Origin of the sequence: Peredibacter starrii, assembly GCF_034259205.1 — a bacterium.
GTDB lineage: Bacteria > Bdellovibrionota > Bacteriovoracia > Bacteriovoracales > Bacteriovoracaceae > Peredibacter > Peredibacter starrii.
The window spans coordinates 1045431-1071720 of the sequence record NZ_CP139487.1 but is presented as its reverse complement, the minus strand read 5'-3'; the positions used below and the strand labels follow the sequence as shown (position 1 = coordinate 1071720).

Genomic DNA, 26290 nt, shown 5'->3' with positions numbered 1-26290 from the left:
AGTTCCTAATCAAATTTTCTTTTTGCTAGTACTACTGCACCCACTACCGCAACCAGAAGTGCCAGAGTGATCACTTCGAAAGAAACGTAGTACTGAGTGAACAGTGAGTGGGCCATAACTTTTGAGTTACCACCAAGTTGGTTGATAACGTCCGGAGTGAACTGACCAGGAATCACATCATTACGGTGATTCAGGAAGTGCTCGTTGATGGCGTAGCCAATGAAACCGAAAAGACCAAGACCTAGAGCAACCGCACCGGCGAAAATACCAGGGTTACGCTTAAGCTCGCTTTCAGAATCAGAAAGGTTAAGAAGCATGATTGAGAAAATGAAAAGAACCATGATCGCACCGGCATAAACAACTAACTGAATAGTTGCGATGAAGTGCTCGCCGATCATAGCGTAGATACCGGCCGACATAAGAAGGATACCAAGAAGGCTCATTGCAGATGTGATCGGGTTTTTAGCAATTAGCATGTTAACAGCTAGAATCGCTGAGATTACTCCCAGCACTAGGATGATAGGATTCATTTCTTCACCTCAGTCTTTTCTTTTCTGCCGTTCATATCACGCTTAAGAAGATCAAGATCGTAGATAGCGTCCTGACGTGCAGATACTGCCATCTCATAGTTTCCAGAAAGCTTGATCGCGTCTTTTGGACAGGCCTCTTCACAGAAACCACAGAAACAACAACGAAGAGCATCGATATCGAAGCTTACTGGCTTCTTCTCTTTCTTCACTCCGTATGGGTTGTTCTCTTCTTCACGCTCGTCCGCCACGATGTGGATACACTCAGCTGGACAGATAGTTTCGCAAAGGTAACAAGCAGTACAGTTTTCAGTTTTATTAGCGTCAACCGAGATGAAGTGTTTACCTCTGAAACGATCAGAGTAATCACGCTTCACTTCAGGATACATAACAGTATTGTGATGTCTGAAAAAGAAACCCTTAATGAAGTGTTTCATTGTGATTTTCAGACCAACAAGAATTGCCGGGATATAGGCTTTTTCTTTAGCGGTGTACTTCTTTGAAATATTGATAGTTCCCACAAAGCCCTCCTATTGATTCAAAAAGTAGACGCCAAGAGTGACGGCCACAAGGTTAATAAGTGACAGCGGGAAAAGGATCTTCCAACCCAAATCCATTAGCTGGTCAAAACGGAAACGTGGAAGTGTCCAACGTACCCATACGAAGATGAACATGAACACAGCAACTTTCGTGAAGAAGCTCAGGAACTCAAACACTGCAGTCGTGTTTTGAAGACCAACTTCACCCCAGCCGAATTGTTCTACAATCATATTGATCGCGAAGCTCATTCCCGGAAGGATTCCGTATCCACCGAAGAACAGAGTTGCGATGAGAGCAGACGCCATAATCATCGCTACGTACTCGGCCATGAAGAACAGGGCGAATTTCATCGCACCGTACTCAAGGTGGTAACCAGCAACGATTTCCGATTCACCTTCAGGTAAGTCGAAAGGAAGACGGTTAGTTTCTGCGAAGATCGAGATCCAGAAAACAAGAGCACCGATTGGGTTGATTAAAGCTCCCCAGTAGTGCTTCTGTTGCCAAGAAACCATATCGTGAGGATTAAATGATCCGTACACCACCATCATTGATAGAAGTGCCAGACCCATTGCGATCTCGTACGAAACGATTTGTGATGAACCACGAAGAGCACCAAGTACTGAGTACTTGTTCTTCGATGCCCAACCAGCAAGAATCAGCGGGTAAACTTCAAGGCCTGCGAAAGCAAGAATGAAGATTACACCTGAATCGAAGTTACCAATTTGAAGGTTAACTTCCTGACCCATAATGATGGCCTTGCTACCGAATGGGATGACTGCAAGTGCACATAGAGGTGCAATCAACGCAACCATTGGAGCGAGGTAGTAGTAAAATTTATTAGCGTTACCTGGAGTGAAGTCTTCTTTACAGAAGAACTTGAACACGTCAGCAAGCGGTTGAAGAAGACCAAACGGTCCAACACGGTTAGGGCCTACTCGACCTTGCATCCATGCAGAACCACGGCGCTCAAACCATACCATTACTGGTACTACCGACAAGCACACGGCAACTACGAAAAGAATTTTTGCAATCAGCTGAATAAAATCAAAATATTCCATATCACCAACTCTTAGTTAGATTTCAATGCACCAACAACTTGGTGAGCTGAAACAGCTCCACCACGGTGGGTGATAGCAGGGTGGAACTTCTGTACAATGCCGTCAGCATTTTTAAAGCTGCCGGACTTCTCAATCGTAGCTAGACCTGGGATCACACCAACGATGTTCTTAGAAGGAAGTGCTTTGATATCTTCAAAGCTCCAAACTCCCCATAGAACTAGCTTCTGATCAGCTTTCATTTTAGGCACACCAGCGCGGCCGTTTCTGAAAAGGATCACAAGGTCAGCGTTAGCTTCACCGCCAACAAGAGGAGCAAGACCTTGCTCTTCTACACCTTTCGTATTTGGAGTTTTGTCCGCCATACGAAGGAGGTTATCGATTTTCTTATCTTCAGATGAAGTTGTTACAAATCCAGAGTGGTAAGCAACCGCTACAGACTTGTTGAACACAACTGGCATCTTCTCTTTAAGAAGAGCAGCTTCTTCACGAGTAGCATCTGTACCAACAACCACTTGAACTGAACCAGCTGCTGCTACTGCTTTCTTAACTTCGCCAAGAAGAGTTTCAAGTGAAGTAGAAGTCAGAGAGTTATTGTGGTTAAGAAGTGGAGAAATCACTCTCATTGGGTTCATAAGATCATTGTATGAAACACGACCTTCATCACACATCCAGTGACCGTTAACCATTTCATTGTGAATTGGAACGTAACGATAAACGATGTCTTTATCTGAATGAACTTCAATGTTACAGCCCTTAGAACAACGGTCACAGATAGATGCTTTCTTATCAAGGAACCAAGCACGCTTCTGGAAGCGGAAATCATTCATTGTAAGAGCGCCCACCGGACAGAAGTCAGTTAGACAGCCTTGGTAATCGTTAGTCAGACCTTTTTCAGGATCTGTTGCTTCAAGCTCTTTGTGCCAGCCGCGGTTAACCATTACCAGATCGTTTGTTTTCGTCACATCATCAGTGAAACGAACACAACGCTCACAGTGAACACAACGGTTCATGTTAAGCGTGATTTTGTCTGAAAGTTTCTTCGTTGTAGCGTTGTCGTAAACGCGCTTTTCTTCTTTAAAGTTTGACTTCGATGGACCGTACTCGAAGTTGTAGTCCTGAAGGCTACACTCACCTGCTTTATCACAAACCGGACAATCAAGCGGGTGATTCGTAAGAAGCATGTCCATCACACCTGTGCGTGACTTCATTACTTTCTCAGAACGAGTGTGAACAACCATGCCGTCAGCGGCAGGAGTTGAACAAGAAGTCATAAGCTTCGGAGCTTTTTCAACTTCTACTGTACACATACGACATGTACCCGCAACCGGCATACCTGGGTGGTAGCAGTAACGAGGGATGTCTTCGTTAATTTTATAGCGTTCAGTTACTTCCATAATAGTATCGCCTGGCTTGAACTCATACTGTTTGCCATCGATAGTTACTTTTGGAAGAGGCTTAGCATCTGGAGACGGATCAGAGTGAACCGGCTTCTTGTCAGAAGCGTAGTTCAGATCCATCTTCTGTTTTTTGATTTCAATTTCAGTTGTATTAGACATGGGCACCAACCATTTTATGAGATACGGATTCAGTTCTACCGATTCCTTTAAGACCGCCCTTCATGACCATCTCTTCGAATTCTTCACGGAATTTACGAACAGATGAAAGAGCAGGACCTGTTACAGCGTCGGCGAAAGCACAGATCGTTTGACCGGCCATGTTTCCACAGATTTTAGCAATGTAATCAAGATCGTCTTGAGTACCACCGCCATCAAGGATTCGTTTGAACATACGGGCCAACCAGTGTGAACCTTCACGGCACTGAGAACACTGACCGCACGATTCGTGTTCATAGAATTTTAAAAGTGTATAAGTTGCTTCAACGATGTTCACAGTATCGTTCATAACGATCAGACCACCTGAACCGGCCATTGTTCCGGCCTTCGCAAGTGAATCGTAATCAGTAAGAACGTTACACTCGTCTGCACGAAGCATTGGAGCAGAAGCACCACCAGGGATTACTGCTTTAAGTTTCCCGCCCTTCATGCCACCAGCGATTTCGATGATGTCATTGATTGAAAGGTTCATTGGAAGCTCATAAACGCCCGGCTTGTTCACGTGACCAGAAACACCGATCATACGTGTACCACCTGAACGCTCAGTACCCATCTTCGCGTATTTTTCCCAGCCCTTCTCAATGATGTATGGAACAGCTGCGAAAGTTTCAACGTTGTTTACACATGAAGGCATGCCGTAAGCACCAACTTGCGCCGGGAACGGAGGCTTAAGACGTGGTTCACCACGCTTACCTTCAAGTGAGTTTAGAAGAGCTGTCTCTTCACCGCAAATATAAGCGCCGGCACCCTTATAGATCACAAGATCATAATTGAAGCCCGAGCCAAGAATGTTCTTACCAAGGAAGCCCTTAGCGTAAGCATCGTCGATCGCTTTTTGCATAAGACGAGCTTCTTTGAACCACTCTCCACGGATATAAATGAAACCCTTGTTAGAAGAGATGGCGTGACCAGCGATGATCATACCTTCAATCATTCTATGAGGAGTTTTTGTGAAGATAAGACGGTCTTTAAAAGTACCTGGCTCACCTTCATCGGCGTTACATACTAAGTATTTCGGCTTTGGATTTCCGTTAGCATCAACTGGATTAGCAGGCATGAAAGACCACTTCATACCAGTTGGGAATCCCGCACCGCCACGACCACGAAGGTTAGACTTCTTAACTTCGTCTACTACTTCTGCCGGCTTCATTTTAAGTGCTTTTTCAAGCGCCTTATAACCGTTCTCGTGTTGAATATAGAATTCGATTGTTTCGCAATTAGGCTTATCAACGTTTGGCGTGATTACCGGCTCGAAATGTTCGTTATTGTACATCATGGCCAAACTCCATCTTTACGTGTGTCTTTACCAACAACTTTACCTGCATCCAGGTCAGACTTGGCCTGATCAAGGATCTTAATGAGAGACTCTTCAGTAAGGTTTTCGTGGTAGTCTTCGTTGATCATCATTGCCGGAGCTGTTCCACAAGCAGCAAGACACTCAACTTGAGAAAGAGTGAATTTACCGTCTGCAGTTGTTTCGCCAGCGTGGATGCCAAGCTTTTTAGAAGCGCATGAAACGAGCTTATCAGCACCGTTTAACCAGCAAGAAATGTTCGTACAGATTTGTACGTCCACTTTCCCCTGCGGCTCAAGCTTATACATAGTATAGAAGCTCGCCACTTCTCTTACTTTAGATAGAGGAAGATTCAGGAATTCCCCGATATCTCTCATGCTATCCATTGATACCCATCCCTTCTCGTTTTGTACTTCGTGAAGTGTTGGAAGAAGAAGGGCCTGTTCAGTCGGGAACTGGTGTCGAATCCCGTTGATCGTGTTTTTAATTTTTTCTGATAGTGCCATATGTGTGTCTCTCTCTTAACGATCTAATTCGCCGGCGATGATGTTCACCGAACCAAGGTGAGCAATCGCATCCGGGATACGTCCACCTTTGATTGTGTTCTCAAAGGCCTGGAACTGAATGAACGATGGAGATTTCACACGCATACGCCAAGCTTTAGGACCGCCACGGCTTACGATGTAGAAACCAACTTCACCATTCGGACCTTCTGTGGCCGTGTATGCTTCACCTTTCGGTACATCGATACCTTCCATGAAAATCTTAAAGTGGTGGATTAGTACTTCCATCTTCGTATAAACATCCATCTTGTCCGGGATACGAACGCGCTTGTCGTCTACCCATAGTGGACCAGCTGGAATGCGTTTATTACATTGCTTAAGGATGCGAACTGATTGTCTGATTTCTTCCATACGAACCAGGTAACGCTCGTAAACGTCACCCTTAGACCCGATAACAACATCGAAATCCAGTTCTGGATATACATAGTAAGGACGGTCACGACGTAAATCGTGGTCGATACCAGCAGCACGAAGAGTTGGACCAGTTACGTTCAATCTTAGAGCATCAACTTTATTGATGACGCCAACATCTTTAGTACGGTCGATCCAGATACGGTTAGCATTTAGAAGACCTTCAACTTCATCAAGCGTCTTTGGAATGTCTTCACAGAATTTCCAAAGTCTTTCAGTGAAGTTGTCTGGAAGATCGTAGCTCATACCACCGATACGGGCATAAGTAGTCGTCAGACGCATACCGCACATTGACTCAATCATTGTGTAGGCTTCTTCACGCCAGTGAATAAGGTGGAAGAACACAGTCATCGCACCAAGATCCAGGGCGTTTGCAGCGATACAAACGATGTGGTCGATAATACGAGAAAGCTCCATGCACATTACACGGATCCACATCGTACGTTCAGTAACTGAAATGTTGAAAAGGTTCTCAACAGTCATCGCATAAGTGATGTTGTTGTTAAGAGCTGAACAGTAGTTAAGACGGTCAGTATAAACCATCCACTGGTGATACGTTTTCTCTTCACCTAGTTTTTCAATACCACGGTGAAGGTAACCGATTTCACAGTTAGCATCTTCAATTGTCTCACCGTTAATACGACACATAACACGAAGTGTTCCGTGAGTTGCAGGGTGAGCAGGACCAATATTAATAAGAACGTTCGGGTTATACAGATCGTTCTGTTCTGTAGCTAGTAAATCACTCATTTTGATTCCTCACTGATTTGAACGTGAGTAGAAACTTCCAATGGATTTGCACCCAGGTGGAAAGCGATGTTATCGCTGAAACCTTCACGTTGCTTAATCGGATACTCTTTACGAAGAGGGTGACCAGAAAAACGCTCATCCATCATGATACGGCGTAGATTCGGGTGACCGTTGAACTTGATTCCGAACATGTCGTAAACTTCTCTCTCAAGCCAGTTAGCACCTTCCCAAATATCAACCAGAGTTTCTGCCGGTTGAATTTCGCCAAGAAGACACTTCACGCGGATACGAGTGTGAAGTTCTAGTGAATAAAGTTGGTAAACAAGCACGAAACGCTCATCACCATCTTCACCGTCTTTATTGTCGTAAGCTGTAAGGTCTGAAAGAAAATCAATTTTTGTATTAGGATCTGCCATGAATGCGCGAACTAATTTCTTCGCGTCCTCAGGACCTCTTGCCCAAATAACCGGCTCCCCTACTTTGTCCGCTTCAACTTTTCTGTTAGCAGCGTATTTCTCAGTCAGGTGAGCAAGTACTTTTGCTTGAGTTTCAATGAATGCAGCACCAAGAGCATTAGAGTTTGTTCTCATTACTTTTGCTCCTGTTTCATTTTCTTCTGCTCATCGATGTAGTCCTGAGACATAACGAAGTTTGCTTTGATGTCATAACCAACACCTTTACGGAAGGTCATAGCATTCATCGCATCGTCGAAAGTCGGACGCTCTGCCGGTCTTCTTTCAAGACCGTTATCGATGATTCCCTGAAGGTGCATTACTGCGTGAATAAGACCTTCTGGAATTGGAGGACAGCCCGGAACATAAACATCCACTGGCATGATTTCATCAATCCCTTGAAGAACTGAATAAGTATCAAAGATACCGCCTGAAGATGAACAAGCACCCATTGCGATAACCCATTTAGGCTCAAGCATTTGATCGTAGATCGTACGAAGAACCGGCGCCATTTTAGTTGTGATTGTTCCTGCCACGATCAGCATGTCTGCCTGACGAGGAGAGAAACGCACAACCTCTGCACCGAAACGAGAAAGGTCGTAAGTCGTACCAATCGTCGTCATCATTTCGATACCACAACAAGAGGTACCAAAGGTCATTGGCCATAGTGAGTTCTTTTGGGCCCACTTGGCTGCTTCACTAAGAAGCGTTGGAAAGAAAAATGAACTTCCGTCTTTTGACATAAATATGCTCCTAATCCCAGTTCAAGGCGCCACGTAGACGAAGGTAGAAATACCCGCCTAGGAGAAGCGCGAAGAAAAGTCCCATTTCCAACAGGATAACTGGGCCAGATTTTAAATAAGTTTGATAAGCAAGGGTCCATGGATACATGAATACAACTTCAACATCGAACAGGAGGAAGATGATACCAATGAGGTAGTAACGAACAGAGAACTGCTGGTGAGCACTCCCTTCATACCCCACACCACACTCGTACGTGTCGTACTTTTTACGCGTGATTTCTGATGGCTTTCTACCGGTCAATTTGTTCAAACCGATAATTACTACTGACAACACAACCGCGATGATCATCAAGATCAATACGGCCAAATAATTCAACGAACCTTCGATTGGAAGAGACATAAGCACCCTGTGGGAAAAAATGAATGGCCATAATTTAGCACCCGCAGGATACAAACTCAATGAACATTAAGATTGCAGAAGATTGTTTGAACTACCAAACAATCTACTTCCATCCAGAATTTATTTCTTTCGAGTTAAGTAATTTTTAATTCGGATCCAGGGATGAATTTTCTCAGTTCTGTCAGGCAGGTAAACGTCCCTAAAACTATACTGATCAACTGGCCCATATTGATTACGAAGCCCACTTTCGTCTTTGGTGAAAGGCTCGTTTTTATGCTTTCGATAACCTTCACCAAGATCAATGCAATGATGCGTAAAATGAGGGTCCCGCTCATAATCCTGATCAGCGTCTTGGGACTCTGATTCGCCAAAGCCATAACCATCTAATCGATCGTTATAGTTAAGAGAATTCAAAGAATCTTTTTCTTTTTCTGGATTTTCGATATTAGGCATAGGTACCTCCATGCATCTTTTTGAGAGACCACGGAGGCAATAGGAAATTAATTAGTGGCAGTCAGTAGCGCAATCTGACGCCTTTAGTTTGTCGAAGCAATCTGATCGTTTTTCACAAATGTCGCAGCTTCCCATAAGATTTGCAATCCCACCACAAGAACCCTGGATAGGTTTACGTTTAAAGAGAATCCCAACTGACATAACCAGGATTGCAGTTAAAAAAATTCCCAGCGTAAAAATTAAAGTTTCCATCAAATCTCCGTGGGCCTAACCCGAAAAAATTGTATCAGAATCAGAGTCGATAGGCCTCTAGATAAGCTTGCATTCCATTCGACATAAATTCTGCATAAGTCTTTGAATGTGCTTCTAGTAAATAGACCTTATAACCACGCTTCTCAGCTATTTCAATCCCTTCTTTACCCAATACCATCATGGCCGTCCCCCAGGCATCCGCAGCGGCGGCCGTGCTGGCCAGGACCGAGGCCGAAGCAATGGAATGGTGAACGGGTCTTCCCGTTTTAGGATCAATGATATGAGAACGTCTTTCACCATTATGATCATAGAACTGTCGATAATTCCCTGAAGTCGCAATGGCCTGGTCTTTGATCTTAAAGGCCATTTGAACGGCCTCAGCATGCTGAGGAGAAGGTCTCTCAATCCCTGCCACCCAATTCTCACCTTGGGGCTTGGTACCTTTAAACAAAATTTCCCCACTGATATCTACCATATAATTTTGGACGCCTCGGTTTTCGAAAAACTCGCCGATTAAATCCGCGGCCCATCCGGGAGCAAACGCGTTGATATCGAGATTTACGTTCTTTGTTTTCCAAACCTGCAGTTTGGTCTCGTCCCAATGAAGATATTTAAAGCCGATATCGGCCATGATTTTATTGATCGTCGCCTGATCAGGTTCTTTCCCCTTAGAGCCTCCCCCGAATCCCCAGGCCTTAATCAAGGGCCCTAAAGTAGGATCAAATGCGCCTCCAGTCTCATCGTGAAACTTCCGGGCCAGCTTCAGCATTTCAATAAAGCGAGGCGACACCAAAAACTTGGTGTTGACCGGAATTCGATTGAAAGTACTAATGACGGAATTATTTCGATAGGTCGAGAATTCTTGATTGAATTCTTCGAAAAAAATGTTGAGGTCTTTTTCCAGGACCTCTCGCTTCAAATCACCATGATACTTTATGTGGAAGTAGGATCCGAAAATTTCGCCACGGATTTCCTGAAGAGAAGAAGGAGTATTCTGAAGTAGGCAGCCCCCGAAAAAGAGGCAGCCTACCAGAAGAAGAGTCAGCTTTATACTAGCCCCCGAAATCATCCAGCATAATATCTTCACGCTCTACACCCAGTGAAAGGAGCATGTTGATCACAGACTGGTTCATGATCGGAGGTCCACAAAGATAGTATTCACAATCTTCCGGAGCAGGATGATTTTTCAGGTACTGCTCAAAAAGGACATTATGAATAAACCCTGTGTAACCGGTCCAGTTGTCATTTGGTTGTGGCTCTGAAAGTGCCACATGCCATTTGAAGTTTGGATTTTCTTTTTGAATGGCATCGAAATCTTCAACGTAGAACATCTCACGAACAGAACGAGCACCGTACCAGAAAGACGCTTTACGATCAGTTTTGATGCGACGGAATTGATCAAAGATATGAGAACGCATCGGCGCCATACCTGCACCACCACCTACGAAGATCATTTCTTTCTTCGTTTCGCGCGCGAAGAACTCTCCGAATGGACCAGAAATTGTCACTTCATCTCCTGCTTTCAGATTGAAGATGTACGATGACATTTTCCCAGGAGGTGTTCCGGCCGGGGCCTTTGGATGCGGAGTCGCGATACGAACGTTCAGCATGATGATTCCATGCTCTTCAGGATAGTTGGCCATCGAGTAAGCACGAATTGTTTCATCTTCCACTTTTGAGTGATATTGCCAAAGATTAAACTTATCCCAGTCTTCTCGATATTCTGGCTGGATATCAAAATTTTTAAAATCGATATCAAGACCCGCCGGACGTTCGATTTGAATGAATCCACCAGCTCTGAAAGGAACAGATTCGCCGGCAGGAAGTTCCAAAACAAGCTCTTTAATGAAAGTGGCAACGTTATCGTTAGAACGAACTTTACACTTCCACTTTTTAACTCCGAAAACTTCTTCCGGTACATGGATTTTAAGATCTTGCTTACATGTCACCTGACACGCCAGACGCATTCCTTCTTTGGCCTGACGTTTATTGATGTGAGATAGCTCAGTAGGAAGAATATCTCCCCCACCTGCATTCACAATCACTTTACACTGGCCGCAGGTCCCACCTCCGCCACAAGCAGAAGATAAGAAGATTTTTTCAGAGGCAAGTGCCGTCAGGAGTTTACCTCCGCCCGGAAGGCTCACATCTTTCTCATCATTGATATTGATTTTGATATTACCGGTTGAAACTAGTTTTGAACGTGCCACAAGAATGATTACAACAAGAAGAAGAATCACTCCGGTAAACATGGTCACTGCTAATAAAATTTCATTCATTGTCTTAACCTTGCCTTAGAGTTGAATGCCAGCGAAAGCCATAAACACAATCGCCATCAGACCTACAGTGATAAATGTAATCCCAAGACCACGTAATCCTGCAGGAACATCAGAGTAGGCCATTTTTTCACGAATGCCTGCCAGGGCCACAATCGCAAGCGCCCAGCCGGCACCGGAACCAACTCCATACACAACTGAATGACCAAAATTGTAGTCACGCTCAACCATGAATAGTGATCCACCTAAGATGGCACAGTTCACGGTAATCAATGGAAGGAAAATTCCAAGAGCGTTGTAAAGCGACGGAACATATTTATCCAAAACCATTTCTAGAATCTGAACGATCGCCGCCACGACACCGATGTATGAAATAAGACCAAGGAAAGAAAGGTCCACTTCAGGAAAACCGGCCCAGGCAAGAGCACCTTCACGAAGAAGATAGTTATACACCAGGTTGTTTGCAGGAACTGTTACTGCCTGTACGAAAATGACCGCAATACCCAGACCTAGGGCCGTTTCAACTTTCTTTGAAAGTGCCAGAAAGGTACACATCCCAAGGAAAAAGGCCAAGGCCATATTCTCAATAAAAACAGACTTAACAAATAAGCTTAAATATTCTTCAAACATGGGTCACCTACTCTTTTTCAACTTGTTCAGGTCTGAAGGTTCTTAGAATCCAGATCAGAATCCCGATAATAAAGAACGCGCTCGGAGGTAAAAGTAGAAGACCATTCGACTGATACCATCCGCCCTCAGTTGTCAGCGGGAGAATCGAAATGCCAAACAGTTTGCCTGAACCAAAAAGCTCACGAAACACGCCCACGCAAAGAAGGAGAACGGCATAACCGAATCCGTTACCTACGCCGTCCAGAAAACTTGCCCAAGGGCCGTTTTTCATGGCGAAGCCTTCCATACGACCCATCACAATACAGTTTGTAATGATGAGACCGATGTAAACCGACATTTGCTTAGAGACATCAAAGAAATACGCCTTCAACACCTGGTCAGCGATGATTACCGCTGAAGCGGCGACCGTCATCTGAACAATAATTCGGATCGAGTTAGGAATCGTGTTTCTGATCATCGCCACCATGGCGCTTGATACACCAGTTACGATCATAACTGCCACGCCCATGATCACGGCCTGCTTAAGCTGTGATGTTACGGCAAGGGCCGAACAAATTCCCAGGATCTGAAGTGCGATCGGGTTGTTCTTTACGACAGGATCAAATAAGAGTTCTTTTGTTTTCATTGGATTTCTCCATTTCTAACGTTCGTTAGGAATTTTGCGTAACCTTTGTCAGACAGCCAAAATGTGAAAGTATTCTCAACACCCACTGAAGTCAGGGTAGCACCAGAAAGACCATCAATTTTATGCTCGGCCCCCGGAGAATTCGGATCAACATTGCCTTTGACTACGTCCACTGCCGCTTCGAAGTTATCAGAGAAAACTTTCTTACCGGGCCACTGAGAAATCCATTTTGGATTATCAACTTCACCGCCTAATCCCGGAGTTTCAGCATGTGAATAGAAATTGAATCCACGAACAGTCGTTGTGTCCTTATCCAGAGACAAGAAACCTTTCATCGTTGACCAAAGTCCCTTTCCGTAAATATGCAGAACAATCTGATCGATCGCTCCATCTTTTTTTACCAGATAGACTTTCTGTAAACGAGAGATGCGCTTGATTCCGGCCTTATCTTCCGACTGAGAAAGGTTCTCATTATATTGAGGATCTTTATCTGCCTTGGACTGATCAAAGGACTTAGGATCAATTCCTTCGGCCATTTTACCGGTCTCAAGGTCGACCACGATGGGCTCAACTTGCTTGAAAGTTTCATTGACGTCTGTGCCCTGACCAAGAAGCCCGGCCGACATCAGGATATTCTTTTTGAAATCAATATCACGGTTAAAATCTTGTTTTGGCTTAAGCGCCACGTACGCTCCTGCAACTAGAACCGAGCAAACTCCACATAGAACTGTTGCAACAAGAAGGGTACGTTTAGGAGATTCAGACATTGCGTGCCATCCTTCTTTTAATATTTGCTTTCATAACAAAGAAATCGATCGTCGGAGAGAATGCGTTCATGAAAAGAATCGCAAGCATCCATCCTTCCGGATAGGCCGGATTCGCCACACGAATCAGAACTCCCAACATCCCGATCAGAATTCCGTAAATCCACTTCCCTGTATTTGTCATTGAAGCAGACACAGGATCTGTTGCCATGAATACGGCACCGAAAGCGAACGAACCAAGCACTAGTTGCCAGGCCACAGGAACATTGAACATTGGATTTGTAGTTGAACCAATCGCATTGAAGATCGAAGTCATACCGATGAAACCGATCAAGCAGGCCAGCATAATTCTCCATGAACCAATCCCAGTTCCAATGAGAATCACAGCGCCGATTAAGCAGGCAAGCTCCGAGGTCTCACCCATTGATCCAGCTTGAAGACCAAGAAATGCGTCCATCCAAGATATTTTTAGATTTTCAATCCCCCCAGAGGCCACTTGTGAAAGGGCAGTTGCTCCAGAGAAACCATCGACCGCGACCCATGGTTGATCTCCTGAAATTTGCGCCGGGTAAGCAAAGAACAAAAAGGCACGGGCCATAAGGGCCGGGTTGAAAATGTTCTTACCAGTTCCGCCAAATACTTCTTTACCGAAGATAACTCCGAAAGCAGTACCGATGGCGATCTGCCAAAGGGGCATTGTAGGTGGAACGATGAGAGGAATCAGCCAACCGGTGACTAGAAATCCTTCATTCACTTCATGCTTTCTGATCGAGGCGAACACCACTTCGACGATACCGCCGGTGATATTACACACTAAAAAAATAGGTAGAAGGAAAAGAAGACCATAAACCATATTGGCCACAACACTGGCCGGATCATGGACAAGTCCCAGAGAAGTGAAGATATCGTGTCTCCACCCTGTCGCCACATACTTACCTGTTTCAAGTACCAGGTGAGCTTGATAGCCAGTATTGTAGAGTGCCATCAGGATACAAGGGATAAGTGCGATCACCACTGTGAACATCGTACGCTTCAGATCAAGTCCGTCACGTACGTGAGCAGTGGTTTTAGTGACACTGTCCGGAGTGTATACGAAAGTATCTAGTGCTTCATAAAGGGGATAAAACTTTTCCAGCTTTCCACCTTTTTCAAACAGAGGTTTTTTACTTTCTAAAAAGTGTTCAAGGAATTTCATTAGATGCCTTCCTTCTCGATCTTCATCAAGTTAGCACGAAGAACGGGGCCATATTCATTTTTACAAGGGTCAACAAATGTACAAAGTGCAAGATCTTCTTCATCCAGTTCAAGCGCACCTAAATTGATGGCCATGTCTGAATGTTGAACCATGAGGTAGCGAAGAAGTTGTGTTGGAAGAATATCAAACGGCATGACTTGCTCAAATGATCCGATGGGAACAATTGAACGATGTGAACCGTTAGTATTTGTATCAAAGTTAAATTTCTTTCCTGGAAAGATCTTCGATAGGAAGACGTTTTTCAGAGAGTATTTATTAAGGCCCGGTGATTGCCACCCCATGAACTCACGGTAATGGCCCTCTTTAATAAGAGAGACTTGTTGATGGAATTGACCAAGGTAATTCACAGCTCCGCTGGCCGTGCGTCCACCTAACACTGAACCAGATACAAAACGAACCCCTGAATTCTCTTTTACTTCGTCTTGAGTTAAATCAGAAATGCTCGCCCCTCTCAAGGTCTTAATCAGGCGCGGAGATTTTGCCATCGGTCCGGCAATTGAAATTACCTTTTCATTTGAGATGATCCCAGTTGTGAAAAGGTGACCTATCGCCATCGTGTCCTGATAATTTACATGCCATACGGTCTTAGTGGCCGAAACCGGATCAAGGTGGTGAATATGAGTTCCTACGTTACCGGCAGGGTGAGCACCTTGGAACTTTTCATGAACTACGTTTGATAGACCAGTCAGGTTTACTGAGCTTGAAGGATGGGTCACAACGAATACTTTTACGCCCAAACGGGATAAAACTTCGACACCGGCCTTAAAATCTTCCATGCGTTCACGAACAATAACTTCAGTGTCAGGAGCGAGTGGATTTGTATCCATGACGTTGACAAAAATTGATGATGGAGTTGAATCGACAGCAGGAGTTTTCGAGAACGGTCTTGTTCTAAGGAATGTCCAAAATCCTGATTCAATCAAAAGCTTACGTACATCCTCGGCCGAATAAGAATTAATACCCGAGTGCTTATAGCTCTTAAGCTGAACTTGATCAAAGCCATGAACCTCAATCACAATAGATTGAAATACACGTTTATCGCCTCGATTAATTTCTCTTACAGTGCCTGCAACCGGAGCAGTAAAAAACACTCCAGGTGTTTTTTTATCTTCAAATAACGGCTGACCTTTAAGGACCTTGTCCCCCACCTGTACCAACATGGTAGGTTTCATCCCGTTGTAATCCTCACCAAGGAGGGCCACTGTTCGGACCGTTTTCGATGCCGAGATTTGTTGTGCTGGAGCTCCTGATATAGGAATGTCCAAACCTTTCGATGTTTTGATCATGGAAATCCTTCGTAAATTCTAGAGATTATCGAATTTTAATCTTACCATTCTCTATTTCTATGCTCAAATGAAAGTAGGAATAAGTTGCAACAAACACGCAGTGCGTGATTAAATTAAACTATGTCACAATTAACTGAAATTTTAATGGAAGGCTCCTATCTGTATTATCAGAATGGAACAAACTACTCTCAAGAAAATTTCAAATTACTTTTTTATCCTGAACAACAGAATTATCAAATCTCGGCCGAGGTCCTTTCTCGAATTGAAACCGGTGAATTTCTCAAAATATTAGTGCGGTACGAAATGAATCAGCACTATGTCCCTTATTTTGTGAGAATTGAAAAATCGATTGGTAATAAGTACGCACAGGAAGTTTATAAGGTAGACCTGTCTAACCTTGAACTCAGCTACACTTTTCAAAATTCCCAGATGACCCAGGAATTCGGCCGCACCATCGGGGCCAAGCACTATTTAACTGCTCCCGCTGTTAGCACCAGTGGATTATTTACGTTATCAAAGAAATTTGATGTTACGGGAAGGACACCCATTACACTTATTAGCTCCGATAACGACTGGACCTATAAGGCCCCCCCGGTAGAAAAAGTCATTTTTGCGGAATTTAAGACTCGCGAGATGCAAGATTACAAATTGAATAATAATTCACTATCCGCCAGTCATTTGTGTCTCTATGAATTTGATACATCAAATGCCGGCGCGGAACAGCCCGTGAACATTTATTTAAGTAAGCACTACGCTATCCCCTATGAGCTTACTCATGGGGACCAGCGAATTGTAATTAAACACTTAAAGAAGAATATCTAAACTTTGAAATAGTCGGCGATTTGCTCGGTGGCGTCTTTCAACGGCACTGAAACAATCTGGTAAGGCTCCATCAGTTTCTGGAAAGTCTTAAGCGTATTGCCCTTCCATTTCTTCACTCGGTTATCCACCAACAAAATGGCCCCATGATCTTTTTCTGAGCGCAGTAGACGTCCAAATTTTTGATGTAGTGAACGAGTACGATGAGCAAGGAAGTAATCATTGAATTCGTTTCCGAATTTGAATTCAAAAAAGTCGCGACGTTTCTGAATCACCAGATCCTGACGAACATCTGGAATTTTATCGACCACGATGAATGAAAGTTTCTCACCCGGAATATCAATTCCCTCTCCGAAACTCTCCATTCCGATCAAAATGGCGCCTTCCTCTTTTTTAAATTCTTCCACCACGTTTTTACCAAGACCTTGAACGAAGACCGGAATCTTGCCTTCAAATTCACGAAGAATAATTTCACTGGCCGCTTCAAAGCGAAGACGTGAAGAGAAAAGAAGAAGTGTCTTACCACCGAGTTTTGTGATGAGTGGGTTCACTTGCGCTAAAAGTTCCGGCACAAAGAGCGGGTCCGAAATATTGCGGGTATCCGGGCACAGATACACTTTTGAATTGTTCTTATAATCGTACACCGCCTCTAGATAGAGACCGGTTTTAAAACGTTTTTCAGGAGCTAAGTAAGTATAACCCGTCATCCACTCCACACCCTGAACACCAGAATCACCTGAAGCGTTTCCAAGGGTCGCAGACGTGAACACCACCGAAGTACTCATCATCAAAAGTTCGTCGTGAATCTTTCTCCCCACATCAATTGGCGAAGACTCAAAACTATAACTATCACTCTCTGAATATTTAATGATGGTCGACCAATCGGCCGGATACTCAATATAGTGCTTGAATGAAGCGTGGAGTTTTTCAAGAGAACCGAAGTTCGTTTCAAAAACCGCCCAGGCCTTTAACTTTTGTGCTTCATTCTTAAAATCACGGTTTTCCCAGCGAGAAATGAACGGCATATAGAGATTATAAAGCGTCTCAAAAATGAAATTCATGCTTTCAATATGATTTAAAATTGCCGCTGCCAGAGGATCTTTAAGCTCCGATTTTTTCGGAAACGGAAGTTCATTTGAATAGGCCGGACTATAATTTGGAAGCTTCTTAAAGAACGCCTCCACTACTCCTGGAAGTGAATCATAGTGATCGCGGAGCATCTTAAGACTAAACTGGGTTTGATCTCTTAGAGTTTGAACTGTGTTCTCCACCGCAAATCCATCCTCCATACTGTTAAGAAGATAAATCAGGGCACCCATTCCTTGCGGAAGGTTTTTAAGAAGCGATTCAATGCTCTTATGATGAACTTCAAGACTATAGGCCTTAGTGGCCTCATGCTCTAGACGATGGGCCTCGTCCACCACGATAAATTGTGGACGTGGAATGCTCCTTGGCCAGTTAAGCATCAGGGCATGGTTACCAATAATAAGTTGAGCTTCCTTCGCCTCACGTAGACCTTGCTGATAAGAACATTCATTCACCAGCGGACAGTTTTGTCCCGCACAGGCACGGTAATCAACCGCCAGGTTCTGATCTTTTTCCGCAAGCTCAGGAGCGAGTTTTTTAAGAATAAAAGGAATCTGCTCACGAGTGAGTTTCTTCTCATAAGGCACACGGGAATTATAGAAAAAGAGCATTTCAAAATACGCCTTGGTGAAAGTCTCACCAAAAGGAGTAATGAAAGTTGGCTCTTCATTATTGTCTTCTCTAAAAAGAAGTTCACACAGGTGGTTACTTGAACCAACCAGCTTCACAACTTTAGTTTCAGGTCCCAGATTTAAAAGACGCTTCATCTGAGGCACATCTTTTGCGAGGGCCTGATCTTGCAGAGTTTTTGTTCCGGTCGCAACCAGGCAAGTTTCCTTGAAGGCCTTCGAGAACAAGAATGATGGAAGAAGGTATCCCATGGTCTTACCAGTACCAGTCGGTGCCTGAATAAGAGCATGAATGCCGTTTTTAAAGGCCTGTCCCACTCTTAATGAAAGAGATTCCTGGGCAGCACGGTATTTGTAATAAGGAAGTACTTCATTAATATCTTTTTCTGCACGAAGAATATTTTGTATATTCTGACCCGAAAAATCAGTCGAGAATTTATCAAACTTATCGATCTTTAATGGCTCAACTTTGTTGGCGATCAGATAACGTTTTGCTGATTCAACCAGAGGATAATCAAGTTGTTCGGCGATCTCTTCCAACTCTTCTGCTTTTAACATAAAGAACTGACGATAGAAAAATTCCGCCGGGAACTCCATCAGCACTTCAGAAAGTTTCATTCTGAATTCTTTGTCCTGGTGAGTGAGATAAGTCGCAAGCAGGAGAACTTTTAGTAGATCACGAGAGTCCGCCAGCCCTCTGTGTTCTTCCTTGTCCGCAACACCTAATTGATTAATAAAACCTTCAAGATTAAGTGTAGAGGCCTCTGGGAACAACAGTGCTAAATAAAACAATGAATCGTGATAACTTTCGCGGCCATTCGGACTTGGAATTTTATCAAAGTAGCGCTTGAGGAAGCTTTCTTCAAAATTCGCATTATGAGCAAGAAGTGAGTGGGCCTCGAGTGATAAAAGGTCCTGCTCGACTTGTGTCCACAGCGGGGCCTTTTTCAGGTGATCATTAGTGATCCCGGTCAGCTTTGTAATGAAACTTGAGACCTGATTTTCTGGACGCACCAGGGAAGAATAAGTCCTGACTAGTTTTGTCCCTTCAAACTGCAAAAAGCCCAGGTCGATGATCTCATCTGTGGCAGGATGAATCCCAGTGGTTTCAATATCTATGACTGCCCAGGTTCCAAGACCCATTTTTCAACCTTTACGCTAAGTGACATGTGAAGGGTTCTACCATAAATTAATAGGCAGACTTTCGTCAATTATGCTAACTTGCATTAAATCTATTTTTTCAAAGAGGAAAGCATGGAAGTTTGGCTCATGCAGACCCAATCACTTTGCATTATCCTGCTTATGATTGCGGGAATAGTTCTAAGACGAAATCGTAAACTTCATGTAAGAATCATGAGTCTCGCGATGATTTGGGACATTATCATCATTCTCCAAGTTGAACTAAGTCGCTCCGCTGTTCTAAAAGCATCTAAAGCTCTCTCTAATCCTATGATGTTGAATATTCATGTTTCCATCGCGGTTACTTCAGTAATTCTGTATGGATTCATGGTTTATACCGGACGAAAACTCCTCGCTGGAGACAATTCTATCCGTACGAAGCATAAAATTTTGGGCTACACTACTTTCACCATGAGAGTTTTAACTTTCATCACTAGCTTTTGGGCGGTTGTTCCTAAGGAATCTCTATGAGTACTGAATTTCAATTTGTTGAAGACATCATTAAGGCCGGTCTTCCGGACGCACAAGTGATGGTAGAAGATATGACAGGGACACGTGATCATCTTGCGATCACAGTTGTGTCGGATGCATTCAAAGGCAAACTCCTTTTTGAACAGCACCAAATGCTTATGACACTTTTAAAAGAAGAACTTAAACAGCGTATCCACGCGGTAAAACTTCAAACGTATACAAAAGAAAAATTCGCACTAGCTAATAAATAAGAGGTAACTATGTCTTTCAACGTATTAAACAATGACATTCAGGAAATTGAAGTAGCTGACAAATCTCAAGAGTTGAACTCGCAAATCGAGGGCCTTCTTAAGAGCGGTAAAATCGTTCTTTTCATGAAAGGGAACTCTGAAATGCCTCAATGTGGTTTTTCTGCTAACTCAGTGGCGATCCTTAAACACTTAGGTGTTCCATTCAAAACTTTCAACATCCTTAACGATCCGGAAATTCGTCAGGGACTTAAAGAGTTTTCTAACTGGCCGACTTACCCTCAGCTTTACGTAAATGCTAAGTTGATCGGTGGTAACGACATCATCACTGAGATGTACAAGTCAGGCGAACTTCAAGACTACTTAAAAAACAACTAACCCATGAAAAGAGTCATTGGAAAACTAAATCCCGCAGACAAGCATGTCACCATTTGGGGCGCGGGTTTCTCAGGATTGATTCTGGGATATTATCTAAAAGATCAGGGATATAAGATCACGATCCACGAGAAATCGAATAAGGTCGGCGGTAAAATTCAGACCAAGAAAACACAAGCTGGTCTGGTTGAGAAAGGGCCAAACGCTCTTTACATGAACGCTGACGGAATGGATCTATTGAAGGAACTTAAACTTGAGCCACTTCCAGCGGCAAAAAAGCTTCGTCGCCTTCTTCTTATCGGTGGTAAACCAAAGCGTCCGGTTCAACTGGGCATTCTTGGACAACTTGCCGTTCATGGACACAAGAAACCACCTCTAATCGCTGATGGTCTGACTGTTGCTGAATTTTTCCGTCCGTTAATCGGCTCTGAAAATATCAACCAGTTTCTTTCTCCGATCCTGGGTGGAATTTACGCCACTTCAAGTGAGAGCCTTCACTTTAAATCAGTTTTCAGTGAAATGGCGCACATCGCTCAGTTCAACTCTTACTGGGACTTCATTAAACTTTTGATCAAGAATCAAAAGATGAAGCCTCGTTTAGATGTAAGCGGATCAGTGAGCTTTGAAGGTGGTATGCAAACGCTGGTTAACCGTCTGGCGGATGTACTTAAACACGACATTAAACTTAACTCTAAAGAGCAGTTTAAAATCAAAGGGAACACCATCCTTTGTACTGATGCCATCACTGCATCAGAACTCACGCATGAATTTAAACCTGAAATCAGCACCGAGCTTGCTCGTGTGAAGTATCAGGAGCTTTCAAGTGTGACTGTGTTCTTAAAGCGTGAAATCAAATCTCTTCAAAAATCATTCGGAGTTTTGATTCCACTTGAAAGTGGCTTCAATTCTATCGGCGTGATTAACAACAAAGCGACATTCCCGGCCAACAATGAAAACGTGTTCTCATACACTTTCATCGCCAGAAAGAAGCTGTCTGAGGCCGAAGTCTACTCTGATATCAAGATGCTTTACTCGGAATTCGTAGAAGAAGATCTTGAGTATATGGAACAAACTCATTGGGACAAAGCTCTGCCGATCTATGATCTTCAGCGCTACCTCAGTGTTAAAAAGCTTCATCAGTTGGCCAAAGGCGAAGAAAACTTCGCTATCTTCGGTAACTATGTGGCCGGTATCTCTCTTAGAGAAATGATTTCTGCGGCAAGAGCATTTGCTCAAAACCCACAGGAATATAAGGAAATCAGATGAGCAAGACCGACTTCCCCTACCTCCACGGATTTTCTGAAACTGAACAAAACCGTCTTCGTGCTCAGGCCGAATTTGCGGAATACACGATTTTTCAGAACATCAACTTCTCAAATGCGAAGAAGGTGTTAGAGGTTGGATGCGGAGTTGGAGCTCAGACGGAGATTTTACTCCGTCGTTTCCCTAAAGTTCATGTGACCGGTGTCGATCTTAATGAAAAACAACTGGATGCCGCCAAGAAGTTCATTGGCGGTATGCCTGCTGTAGCGAATCGCTACGAGTTCCATAAAATGAGCGGTGATAATCTGAGCTTTGATGCCCAGACATTTGATGCTGCATATTTATGCTGGATTCTCGAGCACGTACCAAATCCAGCTCAGGTTCTTTCCGAAGTTCGCCGTGTGCTTCGTCCGGGTGCAGAGATTGTAGTGACTGAGGTCATGAACTCTTCGTTCTTCCTGGACCCATACTCTCCGAACGTATGGAAGTACTGGATGGCCTTCAACGATTATCAATACGACCACGCAGGTGATCCATTCATTGGTGCTAAACTTGGAAACCTTCTCACGCAAGTGGGCTACCATCAGGTAAGAACTGAAGTGAAGACCTGGCACTTTGACAATCGTCAGCCGGCACTAAGAAAGCAGGCGATCCTTTTTTGGACCGACCTACTTCTATCTGCAGCCGATAAATTGGTTGAAGAAAAGTATGTAGACCAGGAAGTTGTGACGAAGACCAAGGAAGAGTTGGGCCGAGTCGCTAACGATCCAAACGCAGTCTTCCTTTATTCATTCATGCAGGCCAAGGCACAGGTTTATTTCTAGTTCTTGCTAGAAATCAGATCATCCAGATCCATAATGGCGTTCATGCGTCCATTACCATCTGACAGGAACTCTACCTTATCCAGACCTAGTCCTTTGAACTCAGGATATTTGAGTTCAACGATGTCTTTATTACGAAGCACTGAAATCTTCTCGCGAATCGCCTTGGCCACTTTGCCCTGGAAGCGCGGAACGTTTTTCACGGTACTTGTCATGTTCTCTTTCGGACGACCATTGATGATTGTATCGTCGTTCGAGTCCACATCATTCATACGCACTACTACAGTTGGAACATCGTTTTTATTTTCAATTCGAATCGATACATCCACCACTAGCGGGAAACGAATCTGAGTTGAACCAGTGAGCATTTTCTCCATCTTGCTTGGCCTGTAGATCACGTCCAGCATCAGAGTACCGGTCTCTCCACGCTTGTCCATACGAAGAACCATCTTGCTTGGCCCAAGTTCAACCGCTGCCTCATCCAGAGCAGACTTCCAAAGACCAGCATCGTAAGTAGTTACTAAGAGTTTATTCAAATAATCTTCAGAGATACTTACTACCAGGTTTGCGTCTCCACTCGCCATCATATCATTCATGTTATTCAGCGACTCTTTGTGAAGCTGACTGTTCAATCGAGAAAGTGCAGTTTGAGTGACTTTGTTGTTCACACACTCGGCCTTAAGCTGAGTGAACTTTTGAGCGGTACAGAAATCGGCCGGTAGGCTAACGGCAATGTTATTGCCACGACTGTAGCTACTGAAGTTTGAGATCATGAACTGACTATTAAGGATTGATGAATTTAACCAGAATTCTTTTTTGATCTTGTAGCTCTCAAGAACCTTGAAGGCCGCGTCCGTTGTGTTTGAATTTAAAACTCCCGCCAATTGGGCCAGAAGAATTCCTTTAATCGCCTCGTGATTCTCTCTTAAAAGATTCTGAATCTTTGTTTGAGAGAATTGTACAACTTTAGAACCAACTCTAAGACTTACAGAGGGAATATTGATGCGCTCGTAGTTAAGTTCAATGTTCTCAGGATGCTTCAACATTCCCGATGCCATTTTATCAAAGTCCGCATCGATGATTTGAAGTTTAAAATGGTCTTTCTGATCCTGAATCTTAACTTTAGTGAAGAAGTTTACAAGTTCTTCCTCATTGGCCTGAATTTCAGGGCGAATGATATCAACGTTAAATACGGGAGAATTGTTTTTCCCAGGAATCACTAATGAAAGAGAAATTTTATCTGCCGTCACAGTAACTTCTGAGGCCGAGAAATTGGTTCCTACTACCAGACCGTCTCTGGCCTGCTCAGCTGCCTTCATATTGGTCTTAAAACCTTTCACATCATAGGCAAGGCCATGCAAAGTCACTTTGGTTTTTGCTTTAAGAACATTTAGTCCGACTGCGTTTCCGAAATCATCGATGAGAACTTTAGAGTCCGCAGGTAGATAGTTCCCTACTACGTCCTCATTAACTACCATCTCGCCTTCAAATCGGTTACTGAAAGGATCAGCAACGTTATAGTTTTTAAGCAGTACTCTGAATTTTGAAATCAGAAAGCTTGTCCAGTCATAGTCCAGACGTGTGTCTACGATGATGTCCGGTGACTTGAAGCCCTGGGATTGGGCATGCACCTGTCCGTAAGTTAGAAGACCAATGAGTAGAAAGCTTGTGATCTTTTTCATTATCTAATCCCTTAACGTAGGTTTGGGTTCGTGCTGTTAAATTTAATATCAACCAGATCAAGATTAAGCAGGAAGTAAGCGCCCTGATTAATCGAGATGCCTTTCGGAAGGAATACAACTCCCGACTGGTTCAGGAATTTTGTTACGTCCACGCTATATGTTTTGTTCACATATGGCTCAAGATTGTCCTTAAGCTGGGCCATGACACCATCTTTCACGATGTCGGTCATATTGCCCACGTTCGATGGGTAGTTGAACTTGTTTGGAAGCTCGACATAATTAAACGGTGACAGCACTTTGAGATCAAGGCCCGCTCCACCCGATGGAAGTTTCGTTACAGTTGGTACAACCTGAACTTCAATTGGGAAGTAGATCACAGCATTGTTGTTATTTCTTTCAAGATACGCCGCCAGTTTGTTTTTGAACCAAGAGCTAAGACCTGAAGACTCTAGCTTTTTAAGATCAACTTGAGCATTCACAACTGCCACGATGGATTTATCACCCTGGAAGTGCATTTTAATGCTCTTGATTGAGAAGCCTTTCACATCTGCCATGGCATTGAATACTTCCTGATAGAGACCAGTGGTATTCACCAGATCTAAAGCACCGTTAATAAGGGGCTCTGAGATGGCAAGGTTGATGTCATTGTTACGGTGTGCAGTCAGATCAAGCTTTGGAAGGGCACGGTTAGAGTTCCCCAAAGTATTCTTGATCGCCATGGCACGGTTATTCAGAACAAAGTTCAGGAATCCGGCCAGCTCGATGTCCTTATTTTGTGGAGTTGAAATCTTCTTAAGTGCGATATCAACTTGAGCGTTGCGAATCACTTCAGAGATCTCGGCCATGATAACCGTCATAGGATCCTTACCTTCCGGCTGGATCGCAGAACGAACATAGTTTTCACGGTTAGGATATGAATCACGGTCACTCATGAATTCGTTAAATGTTGTCAGACCTTCTTTACGATAGACCTGATATGAAGTCGCCACCTGTTTATTCACAAGGTACACGTTAATCATCTCAGCTAGGTCTGACGTAATGAAGTCAGCGGCGAAAGACATAAGTTTCGCTGCCAGGAAGCCTTTACGTTTAAGGATCTCGTCTTTCAAGCGAGAAGTATCAAGCTCAGTTTCCTGACCATCAATCACGATTGAAATTTTAGGAACCGTCACCGTCTGGAAGTTAATGTCCATCACCGGAGCGTTTTTTCCTTCAAGGTTTGAAGTCACAGAAAGGACACTCACACGAGCAACTTTTCCGTCAGTTCTTAAACGTAGAGTGGCCGAAAGACTTACCGGACGAGACTTCGTTTGAATTTTTAAATTAGTCATTGAGGCCTGAAGACCTTTGCCACAGCTCTTGCTGTTTTTGGCCTTATCTTCACACAGGCTCAAACGGGCCCCGTTGACCACAATTTGCGGTAAGTTCAGGCTAAGTTTTAAATCAAAGCCATTATCGTTAGAATTTGAAATGCTCATTTTTAAGCTTTTCTCATCCACGTTACCAGTCAATTTAATATCTGAAGTATTGAGATAAAAATCCAGATCACGATTTAGGTTCAAATCACTGATCTCGTTAATCACCGGAATAATCGGGTTCGAAGTCAGCTGATCTTTTTTGATCGTGAACTTATAAATGTTTTGAGGAATAACGATCGTCTTACTCGTTTTAGACGATGTATTGTACTGGATCGCCATGCGAAGGATTTTCATCATCCCGTTCTCATTAAGCCTCAGGGCCATCTGTTCCTGGGCGAACAGTTGTCCTGTTGTAAGCATAAGAAAAAGGCCAAATTTCCACGTACGCATGGAAGCTCCTCAAATAA

Annotated in this window: 28 protein-coding genes; 6 read left to right on the top strand and 22 right to left on the bottom strand. The window is 43.7% G+C overall.

Annotated features, from left to right (window positions below; genetic code table 11):
* Nucleotides 1-5: 5 nt before the first annotated feature.
* From SOO65_RS05370 to SOO65_RS05280, 19 genes are all read right to left on the bottom strand, one after another.
* Nucleotides 6-530 carry an NADH-quinone oxidoreductase subunit J family protein gene (locus SOO65_RS05370; RefSeq protein ID WP_321398109.1) on the bottom strand — a complete coding sequence of 175 codons (525 nt, stop codon included), beginning with the start codon at nucleotides 528-530 and terminating at the stop codon, nucleotides 6-8.
* Nucleotides 527-1048 (bottom strand): NuoI/complex I 23 kDa subunit family protein, encoded by a 522-nt coding sequence (locus SOO65_RS05365; RefSeq protein ID WP_321398107.1) that lies wholly within the window; start codon nucleotides 1046-1048, stop codon nucleotides 527-529. Before SOO65_RS05365 ends, SOO65_RS05370 begins: the two co-directional genes overlap by 4 nt.
* Nucleotides 1049-1057: 9 nt before the next feature.
* Entirely contained in the window at nucleotides 1058-2125 is a 1068-nt protein-coding gene (gene nuoH / locus SOO65_RS05360; RefSeq protein ID WP_321398105.1) for an NADH-quinone oxidoreductase subunit NuoH, read from the bottom strand.
* 11 nt (nucleotides 2126-2136) lie between these two features.
* On the bottom strand, nucleotides 2137-3681 hold the full coding sequence (locus SOO65_RS05355) for an NADH-quinone oxidoreductase subunit G (protein ID WP_321398103.1): 1545 nt from the start codon (nucleotides 3679-3681) through the stop codon (nucleotides 2137-2139).
* Nucleotides 3674-5014 (bottom strand): NADH-quinone oxidoreductase subunit NuoF, encoded by a 1341-nt coding sequence (gene nuoF, locus SOO65_RS05350; protein WP_321398100.1) that lies wholly within the window; start codon nucleotides 5012-5014, stop codon nucleotides 3674-3676. The genes SOO65_RS05355 and nuoF overlap by 8 nt, the downstream gene beginning before the upstream one ends.
* On the bottom strand, nucleotides 5011-5538 hold the full coding sequence (gene nuoE / locus SOO65_RS05345) for an NADH-quinone oxidoreductase subunit NuoE (protein WP_321398097.1): 528 nt from the start codon (nucleotides 5536-5538) through the stop codon (nucleotides 5011-5013). Before nuoE ends, nuoF begins: the two co-directional genes overlap by 4 nt.
* 15 nt (nucleotides 5539-5553) lie before the next feature.
* Nucleotides 5554-6756: an NADH dehydrogenase (quinone) subunit D gene (gene nuoD, locus SOO65_RS05340; protein WP_321398094.1), complete on the bottom strand. Its 1203-nt coding sequence runs from the start codon at nucleotides 6754-6756 to the stop codon at nucleotides 5554-5556.
* Nucleotides 6753-7346, bottom strand: a complete 594-nt coding sequence (locus tag SOO65_RS05335; protein ID WP_321398091.1) for an NADH-quinone oxidoreductase subunit C — start codon at nucleotides 7344-7346, stop codon at nucleotides 6753-6755. Before SOO65_RS05335 ends, nuoD begins: the two co-directional genes overlap by 4 nt.
* A complete protein-coding gene (locus SOO65_RS05330; protein WP_321398088.1) occupies nucleotides 7346-7951 on the bottom strand; it encodes an NADH-quinone oxidoreductase subunit B in 606 nt (201 codons plus the stop codon). Before SOO65_RS05330 ends, SOO65_RS05335 begins: the two co-directional genes overlap by 1 nt.
* Before the next feature lie 10 nt (nucleotides 7952-7961).
* Complete coding sequence (locus SOO65_RS05325) at nucleotides 7962-8351, bottom strand: NADH-quinone oxidoreductase subunit A (RefSeq protein ID WP_321398086.1); 390 nt, start codon at nucleotides 8349-8351, stop codon at nucleotides 7962-7964.
* A 120-nt stretch (nucleotides 8352-8471) separates the two neighbouring features.
* Entirely contained in the window at nucleotides 8472-8804 is a 333-nt protein-coding gene (locus tag SOO65_RS05320; protein WP_321398083.1) for a hypothetical protein, read from the bottom strand.
* 51 nt (nucleotides 8805-8855) lie between these two features.
* A complete protein-coding gene (gene nqrM, locus SOO65_RS05315; RefSeq protein WP_321398080.1) occupies nucleotides 8856-9056 on the bottom strand; it encodes a (Na+)-NQR maturation NqrM in 201 nt (66 codons plus the stop codon).
* 40 nt (nucleotides 9057-9096) lie between these two features.
* Nucleotides 9097-9975: an FAD:protein FMN transferase gene (locus tag SOO65_RS05310; protein WP_407676987.1), complete on the bottom strand. Its 879-nt coding sequence runs from the start codon at nucleotides 9973-9975 to the stop codon at nucleotides 9097-9099.
* A 133-nt stretch (nucleotides 9976-10108) separates the two neighbouring features.
* Entirely contained in the window at nucleotides 10109-11335 is a 1227-nt protein-coding gene (gene nqrF / locus SOO65_RS05305; RefSeq protein WP_321398074.1) for an NADH:ubiquinone reductase (Na(+)-transporting) subunit F, read from the bottom strand.
* 15 nt (nucleotides 11336-11350) lie between these two features.
* Nucleotides 11351-11962 (bottom strand): NADH:ubiquinone reductase (Na(+)-transporting) subunit E, encoded by a 612-nt coding sequence (gene nqrE / locus SOO65_RS05300; protein ID WP_321398071.1) that lies wholly within the window; start codon nucleotides 11960-11962, stop codon nucleotides 11351-11353.
* Between the two features lie 7 nt (nucleotides 11963-11969).
* Nucleotides 11970-12587: an NADH:ubiquinone reductase (Na(+)-transporting) subunit D gene (locus SOO65_RS05295; protein ID WP_321398069.1), complete on the bottom strand. Its 618-nt coding sequence runs from the start codon at nucleotides 12585-12587 to the stop codon at nucleotides 11970-11972.
* Nucleotides 12584-13354, bottom strand: coding sequence for a Na(+)-translocating NADH-quinone reductase subunit C (locus tag SOO65_RS05290; protein WP_321398066.1), 771 nt, complete (start codon nucleotides 13352-13354; stop codon nucleotides 12584-12586). The genes SOO65_RS05295 and SOO65_RS05290 overlap by 4 nt, the downstream gene beginning before the upstream one ends.
* Nucleotides 13347-14546, bottom strand: a complete 1200-nt coding sequence (locus SOO65_RS05285; protein ID WP_321398063.1) for an NADH:ubiquinone reductase (Na(+)-transporting) subunit B — start codon at nucleotides 14544-14546, stop codon at nucleotides 13347-13349. Before SOO65_RS05285 ends, SOO65_RS05290 begins: the two co-directional genes overlap by 8 nt.
* Nucleotides 14546-15892 carry a Na(+)-translocating NADH-quinone reductase subunit A gene (locus SOO65_RS05280; protein WP_321398060.1) on the bottom strand — a complete coding sequence of 449 codons (1347 nt, stop codon included), beginning with the start codon at nucleotides 15890-15892 and terminating at the stop codon, nucleotides 14546-14548. The genes SOO65_RS05285 and SOO65_RS05280 overlap by 1 nt, the downstream gene beginning before the upstream one ends.
* A 120-nt stretch (nucleotides 15893-16012) precedes the next feature.
* Here SOO65_RS05280 and SOO65_RS05275 point away from each other — a divergent pair, with 120 nt between their 5' ends.
* A complete protein-coding gene (locus SOO65_RS05275; RefSeq protein WP_321398058.1) occupies nucleotides 16013-16714 on the top strand; it encodes a hypothetical protein in 702 nt (233 codons plus the stop codon).
* On the opposite strand, the gene SOO65_RS05270 is transcribed toward SOO65_RS05275, so the two are convergent.
* Nucleotides 16711-19569: a helicase C-terminal domain-containing protein gene (locus SOO65_RS05270; protein ID WP_321398055.1), complete on the bottom strand. Its 2859-nt coding sequence runs from the start codon at nucleotides 19567-19569 to the stop codon at nucleotides 16711-16713. The two genes, SOO65_RS05275 and SOO65_RS05270, sit on opposite strands and share 4 nt — an antisense overlap.
* Nucleotides 19570-19680: 111 nt before the next feature.
* Here SOO65_RS05270 and SOO65_RS05265 point away from each other — a divergent pair, with 111 nt between their 5' ends.
* The 5 genes from SOO65_RS05265 to SOO65_RS05245 all read left to right on the top strand — a co-directional run bounded on the left by SOO65_RS05265 (nucleotide 19681) and on the right by SOO65_RS05245 (nucleotide 22786).
* A complete protein-coding gene (locus SOO65_RS05265; protein ID WP_321398053.1) occupies nucleotides 19681-20076 on the top strand; it encodes a hypothetical protein in 396 nt (131 codons plus the stop codon).
* The gene (locus SOO65_RS05260) at nucleotides 20073-20327 is read left to right on the top strand and encodes a BolA/IbaG family iron-sulfur metabolism protein (protein ID WP_321398049.1); all 255 of its coding nucleotides are present in this window, start codon (nucleotides 20073-20075) and stop codon (nucleotides 20325-20327) included. The genes SOO65_RS05265 and SOO65_RS05260 overlap by 4 nt, the downstream gene beginning before the upstream one ends.
* Before the next feature lie 123 nt (nucleotides 20328-20450).
* A complete protein-coding gene (gene grxD, locus SOO65_RS05255) occupies nucleotides 20451-20702 on the top strand; it encodes a Grx4 family monothiol glutaredoxin (RefSeq protein ID WP_407676998.1) in 252 nt (83 codons plus the stop codon).
* A gap of 3 nt (nucleotides 20703-20705) precedes the next feature.
* A complete protein-coding gene (locus SOO65_RS05250; protein WP_321398043.1) occupies nucleotides 20706-21965 on the top strand; it encodes a protoporphyrinogen/coproporphyrinogen oxidase in 1260 nt (419 codons plus the stop codon).
* A complete protein-coding gene (locus SOO65_RS05245; RefSeq protein WP_321398040.1) occupies nucleotides 21962-22786 on the top strand; it encodes a methyltransferase domain-containing protein in 825 nt (274 codons plus the stop codon). Before SOO65_RS05250 ends, SOO65_RS05245 begins: the two co-directional genes overlap by 4 nt.
* On the opposite strand, the gene SOO65_RS05240 is transcribed toward SOO65_RS05245, so the two are convergent.
* Both SOO65_RS05240 and SOO65_RS05235 read right to left on the bottom strand, forming a co-directional pair.
* Nucleotides 22783-24465, bottom strand: coding sequence for a hypothetical protein (locus SOO65_RS05240; RefSeq protein ID WP_321398036.1), 1683 nt, complete (start codon nucleotides 24463-24465; stop codon nucleotides 22783-22785). The two genes, SOO65_RS05245 and SOO65_RS05240, sit on opposite strands and share 4 nt — an antisense overlap.
* Nucleotides 24466-24476: 11 nt before the next feature.
* Nucleotides 24477-26273, bottom strand: coding sequence for a hypothetical protein (locus tag SOO65_RS05235; protein WP_321398033.1), 1797 nt, complete (start codon nucleotides 26271-26273; stop codon nucleotides 24477-24479).
* Between the last annotated feature and the right edge of the window lie 17 nt (nucleotides 26274-26290).

What these genes read in the sequence shown, in the direction of transcription:
- SOO65_RS05370 (WP_321398109.1), bottom strand. Translation starts at nt 530, where the DNA reads ATGAATCCTATCATCCTAGTGCTGGGAGTAATCTCAGCGATTCTAGCT.
- nuoH (WP_321398105.1), bottom strand. Translation starts at nt 2,125, where the DNA reads ATGGAATATTTTGATTTTATTCAGCTGATTGCAAAAATTCTTTTCGTA.
- SOO65_RS05355 (WP_321398103.1), bottom strand. Translation starts at nt 3,681, where the DNA reads ATGTCTAATACAACTGAAATTGAAATCAAAAAACAGAAGATGGATCTG.
- nuoF (WP_321398100.1), bottom strand. Translation starts at nt 5,014, where the DNA reads ATGATGTACAATAACGAACATTTCGAGCCGGTAATCACGCCAAACGTT.
- nuoE (WP_321398097.1), bottom strand. Translation starts at nt 5,538, where the DNA reads ATGGCACTATCAGAAAAAATTAAAAACACGATCAACGGGATTCGACAC.
- nuoD (WP_321398094.1), bottom strand. Translation starts at nt 6,756, where the DNA reads ATGAGTGATTTACTAGCTACAGAACAGAACGATCTGTATAACCCGAAC.
- SOO65_RS05335 (WP_321398091.1), bottom strand. Translation starts at nt 7,346, where the DNA reads ATGAGAACAAACTCTAATGCTCTTGGTGCTGCATTCATTGAAACTCAA.
- SOO65_RS05330 (WP_321398088.1), bottom strand. Translation starts at nt 7,951, where the DNA reads ATGTCAAAAGACGGAAGTTCATTTTTCTTTCCAACGCTTCTTAGTGAA.
- SOO65_RS05325 (WP_321398086.1), bottom strand. Translation starts at nt 8,351, where the DNA reads ATGTCTCTTCCAATCGAAGGTTCGTTGAATTATTTGGCCGTATTGATC.
- SOO65_RS05320 (WP_321398083.1), bottom strand. Translation starts at nt 8,804, where the DNA reads ATGCCTAATATCGAAAATCCAGAAAAAGAAAAAGATTCTTTGAATTCT.
- nqrM (WP_321398080.1), bottom strand. Translation starts at nt 9,056, where the DNA reads ATGGAAACTTTAATTTTTACGCTGGGAATTTTTTTAACTGCAATCCTG.
- nqrF (WP_321398074.1), bottom strand. Translation starts at nt 11,335, where the DNA reads ATGAATGAAATTTTATTAGCAGTGACCATGTTTACCGGAGTGATTCTT.
- nqrE (WP_321398071.1), bottom strand. Translation starts at nt 11,962, where the DNA reads ATGTTTGAAGAATATTTAAGCTTATTTGTTAAGTCTGTTTTTATTGAG.
- SOO65_RS05295 (WP_321398069.1), bottom strand. Translation starts at nt 12,587, where the DNA reads ATGAAAACAAAAGAACTCTTATTTGATCCTGTCGTAAAGAACAACCCG.
- SOO65_RS05290 (WP_321398066.1), bottom strand. Translation starts at nt 13,354, where the DNA reads ATGTCTGAATCTCCTAAACGTACCCTTCTTGTTGCAACAGTTCTATGT.
- SOO65_RS05285 (WP_321398063.1), bottom strand. Translation starts at nt 14,546, where the DNA reads ATGAAATTCCTTGAACACTTTTTAGAAAGTAAAAAACCTCTGTTTGAA.
- SOO65_RS05280 (WP_321398060.1), bottom strand. Translation starts at nt 15,892, where the DNA reads ATGATCAAAACATCGAAAGGTTTGGACATTCCTATATCAGGAGCTCCA.
- SOO65_RS05275 (WP_321398058.1), top strand. Translation starts at nt 16,013, where the DNA reads ATGTCACAATTAACTGAAATTTTAATGGAAGGCTCCTATCTGTATTAT.
- SOO65_RS05270 (WP_321398055.1), bottom strand. Translation starts at nt 19,569, where the DNA reads ATGGGTCTTGGAACCTGGGCAGTCATAGATATTGAAACCACTGGGATT.
- SOO65_RS05265 (WP_321398053.1), top strand. Translation starts at nt 19,681, where the DNA reads ATGGAAGTTTGGCTCATGCAGACCCAATCACTTTGCATTATCCTGCTT.
- SOO65_RS05260 (WP_321398049.1), top strand. Translation starts at nt 20,073, where the DNA reads ATGAGTACTGAATTTCAATTTGTTGAAGACATCATTAAGGCCGGTCTT.
- grxD (WP_407676998.1), top strand. Translation starts at nt 20,451, where the DNA reads ATGAAAGGGAACTCTGAAATGCCTCAATGTGGTTTTTCTGCTAACTCA.
- SOO65_RS05250 (WP_321398043.1), top strand. Translation starts at nt 20,706, where the DNA reads ATGAAAAGAGTCATTGGAAAACTAAATCCCGCAGACAAGCATGTCACC.
- SOO65_RS05245 (WP_321398040.1), top strand. Translation starts at nt 21,962, where the DNA reads ATGAGCAAGACCGACTTCCCCTACCTCCACGGATTTTCTGAAACTGAA.
- SOO65_RS05240 (WP_321398036.1), bottom strand. Translation starts at nt 24,465, where the DNA reads ATGAAAAAGATCACAAGCTTTCTACTCATTGGTCTTCTAACTTACGGA.
- SOO65_RS05235 (WP_321398033.1), bottom strand. Translation starts at nt 26,273, where the DNA reads ATGCGTACGTGGAAATTTGGCCTTTTTCTTATGCTTACAACAGGACAA.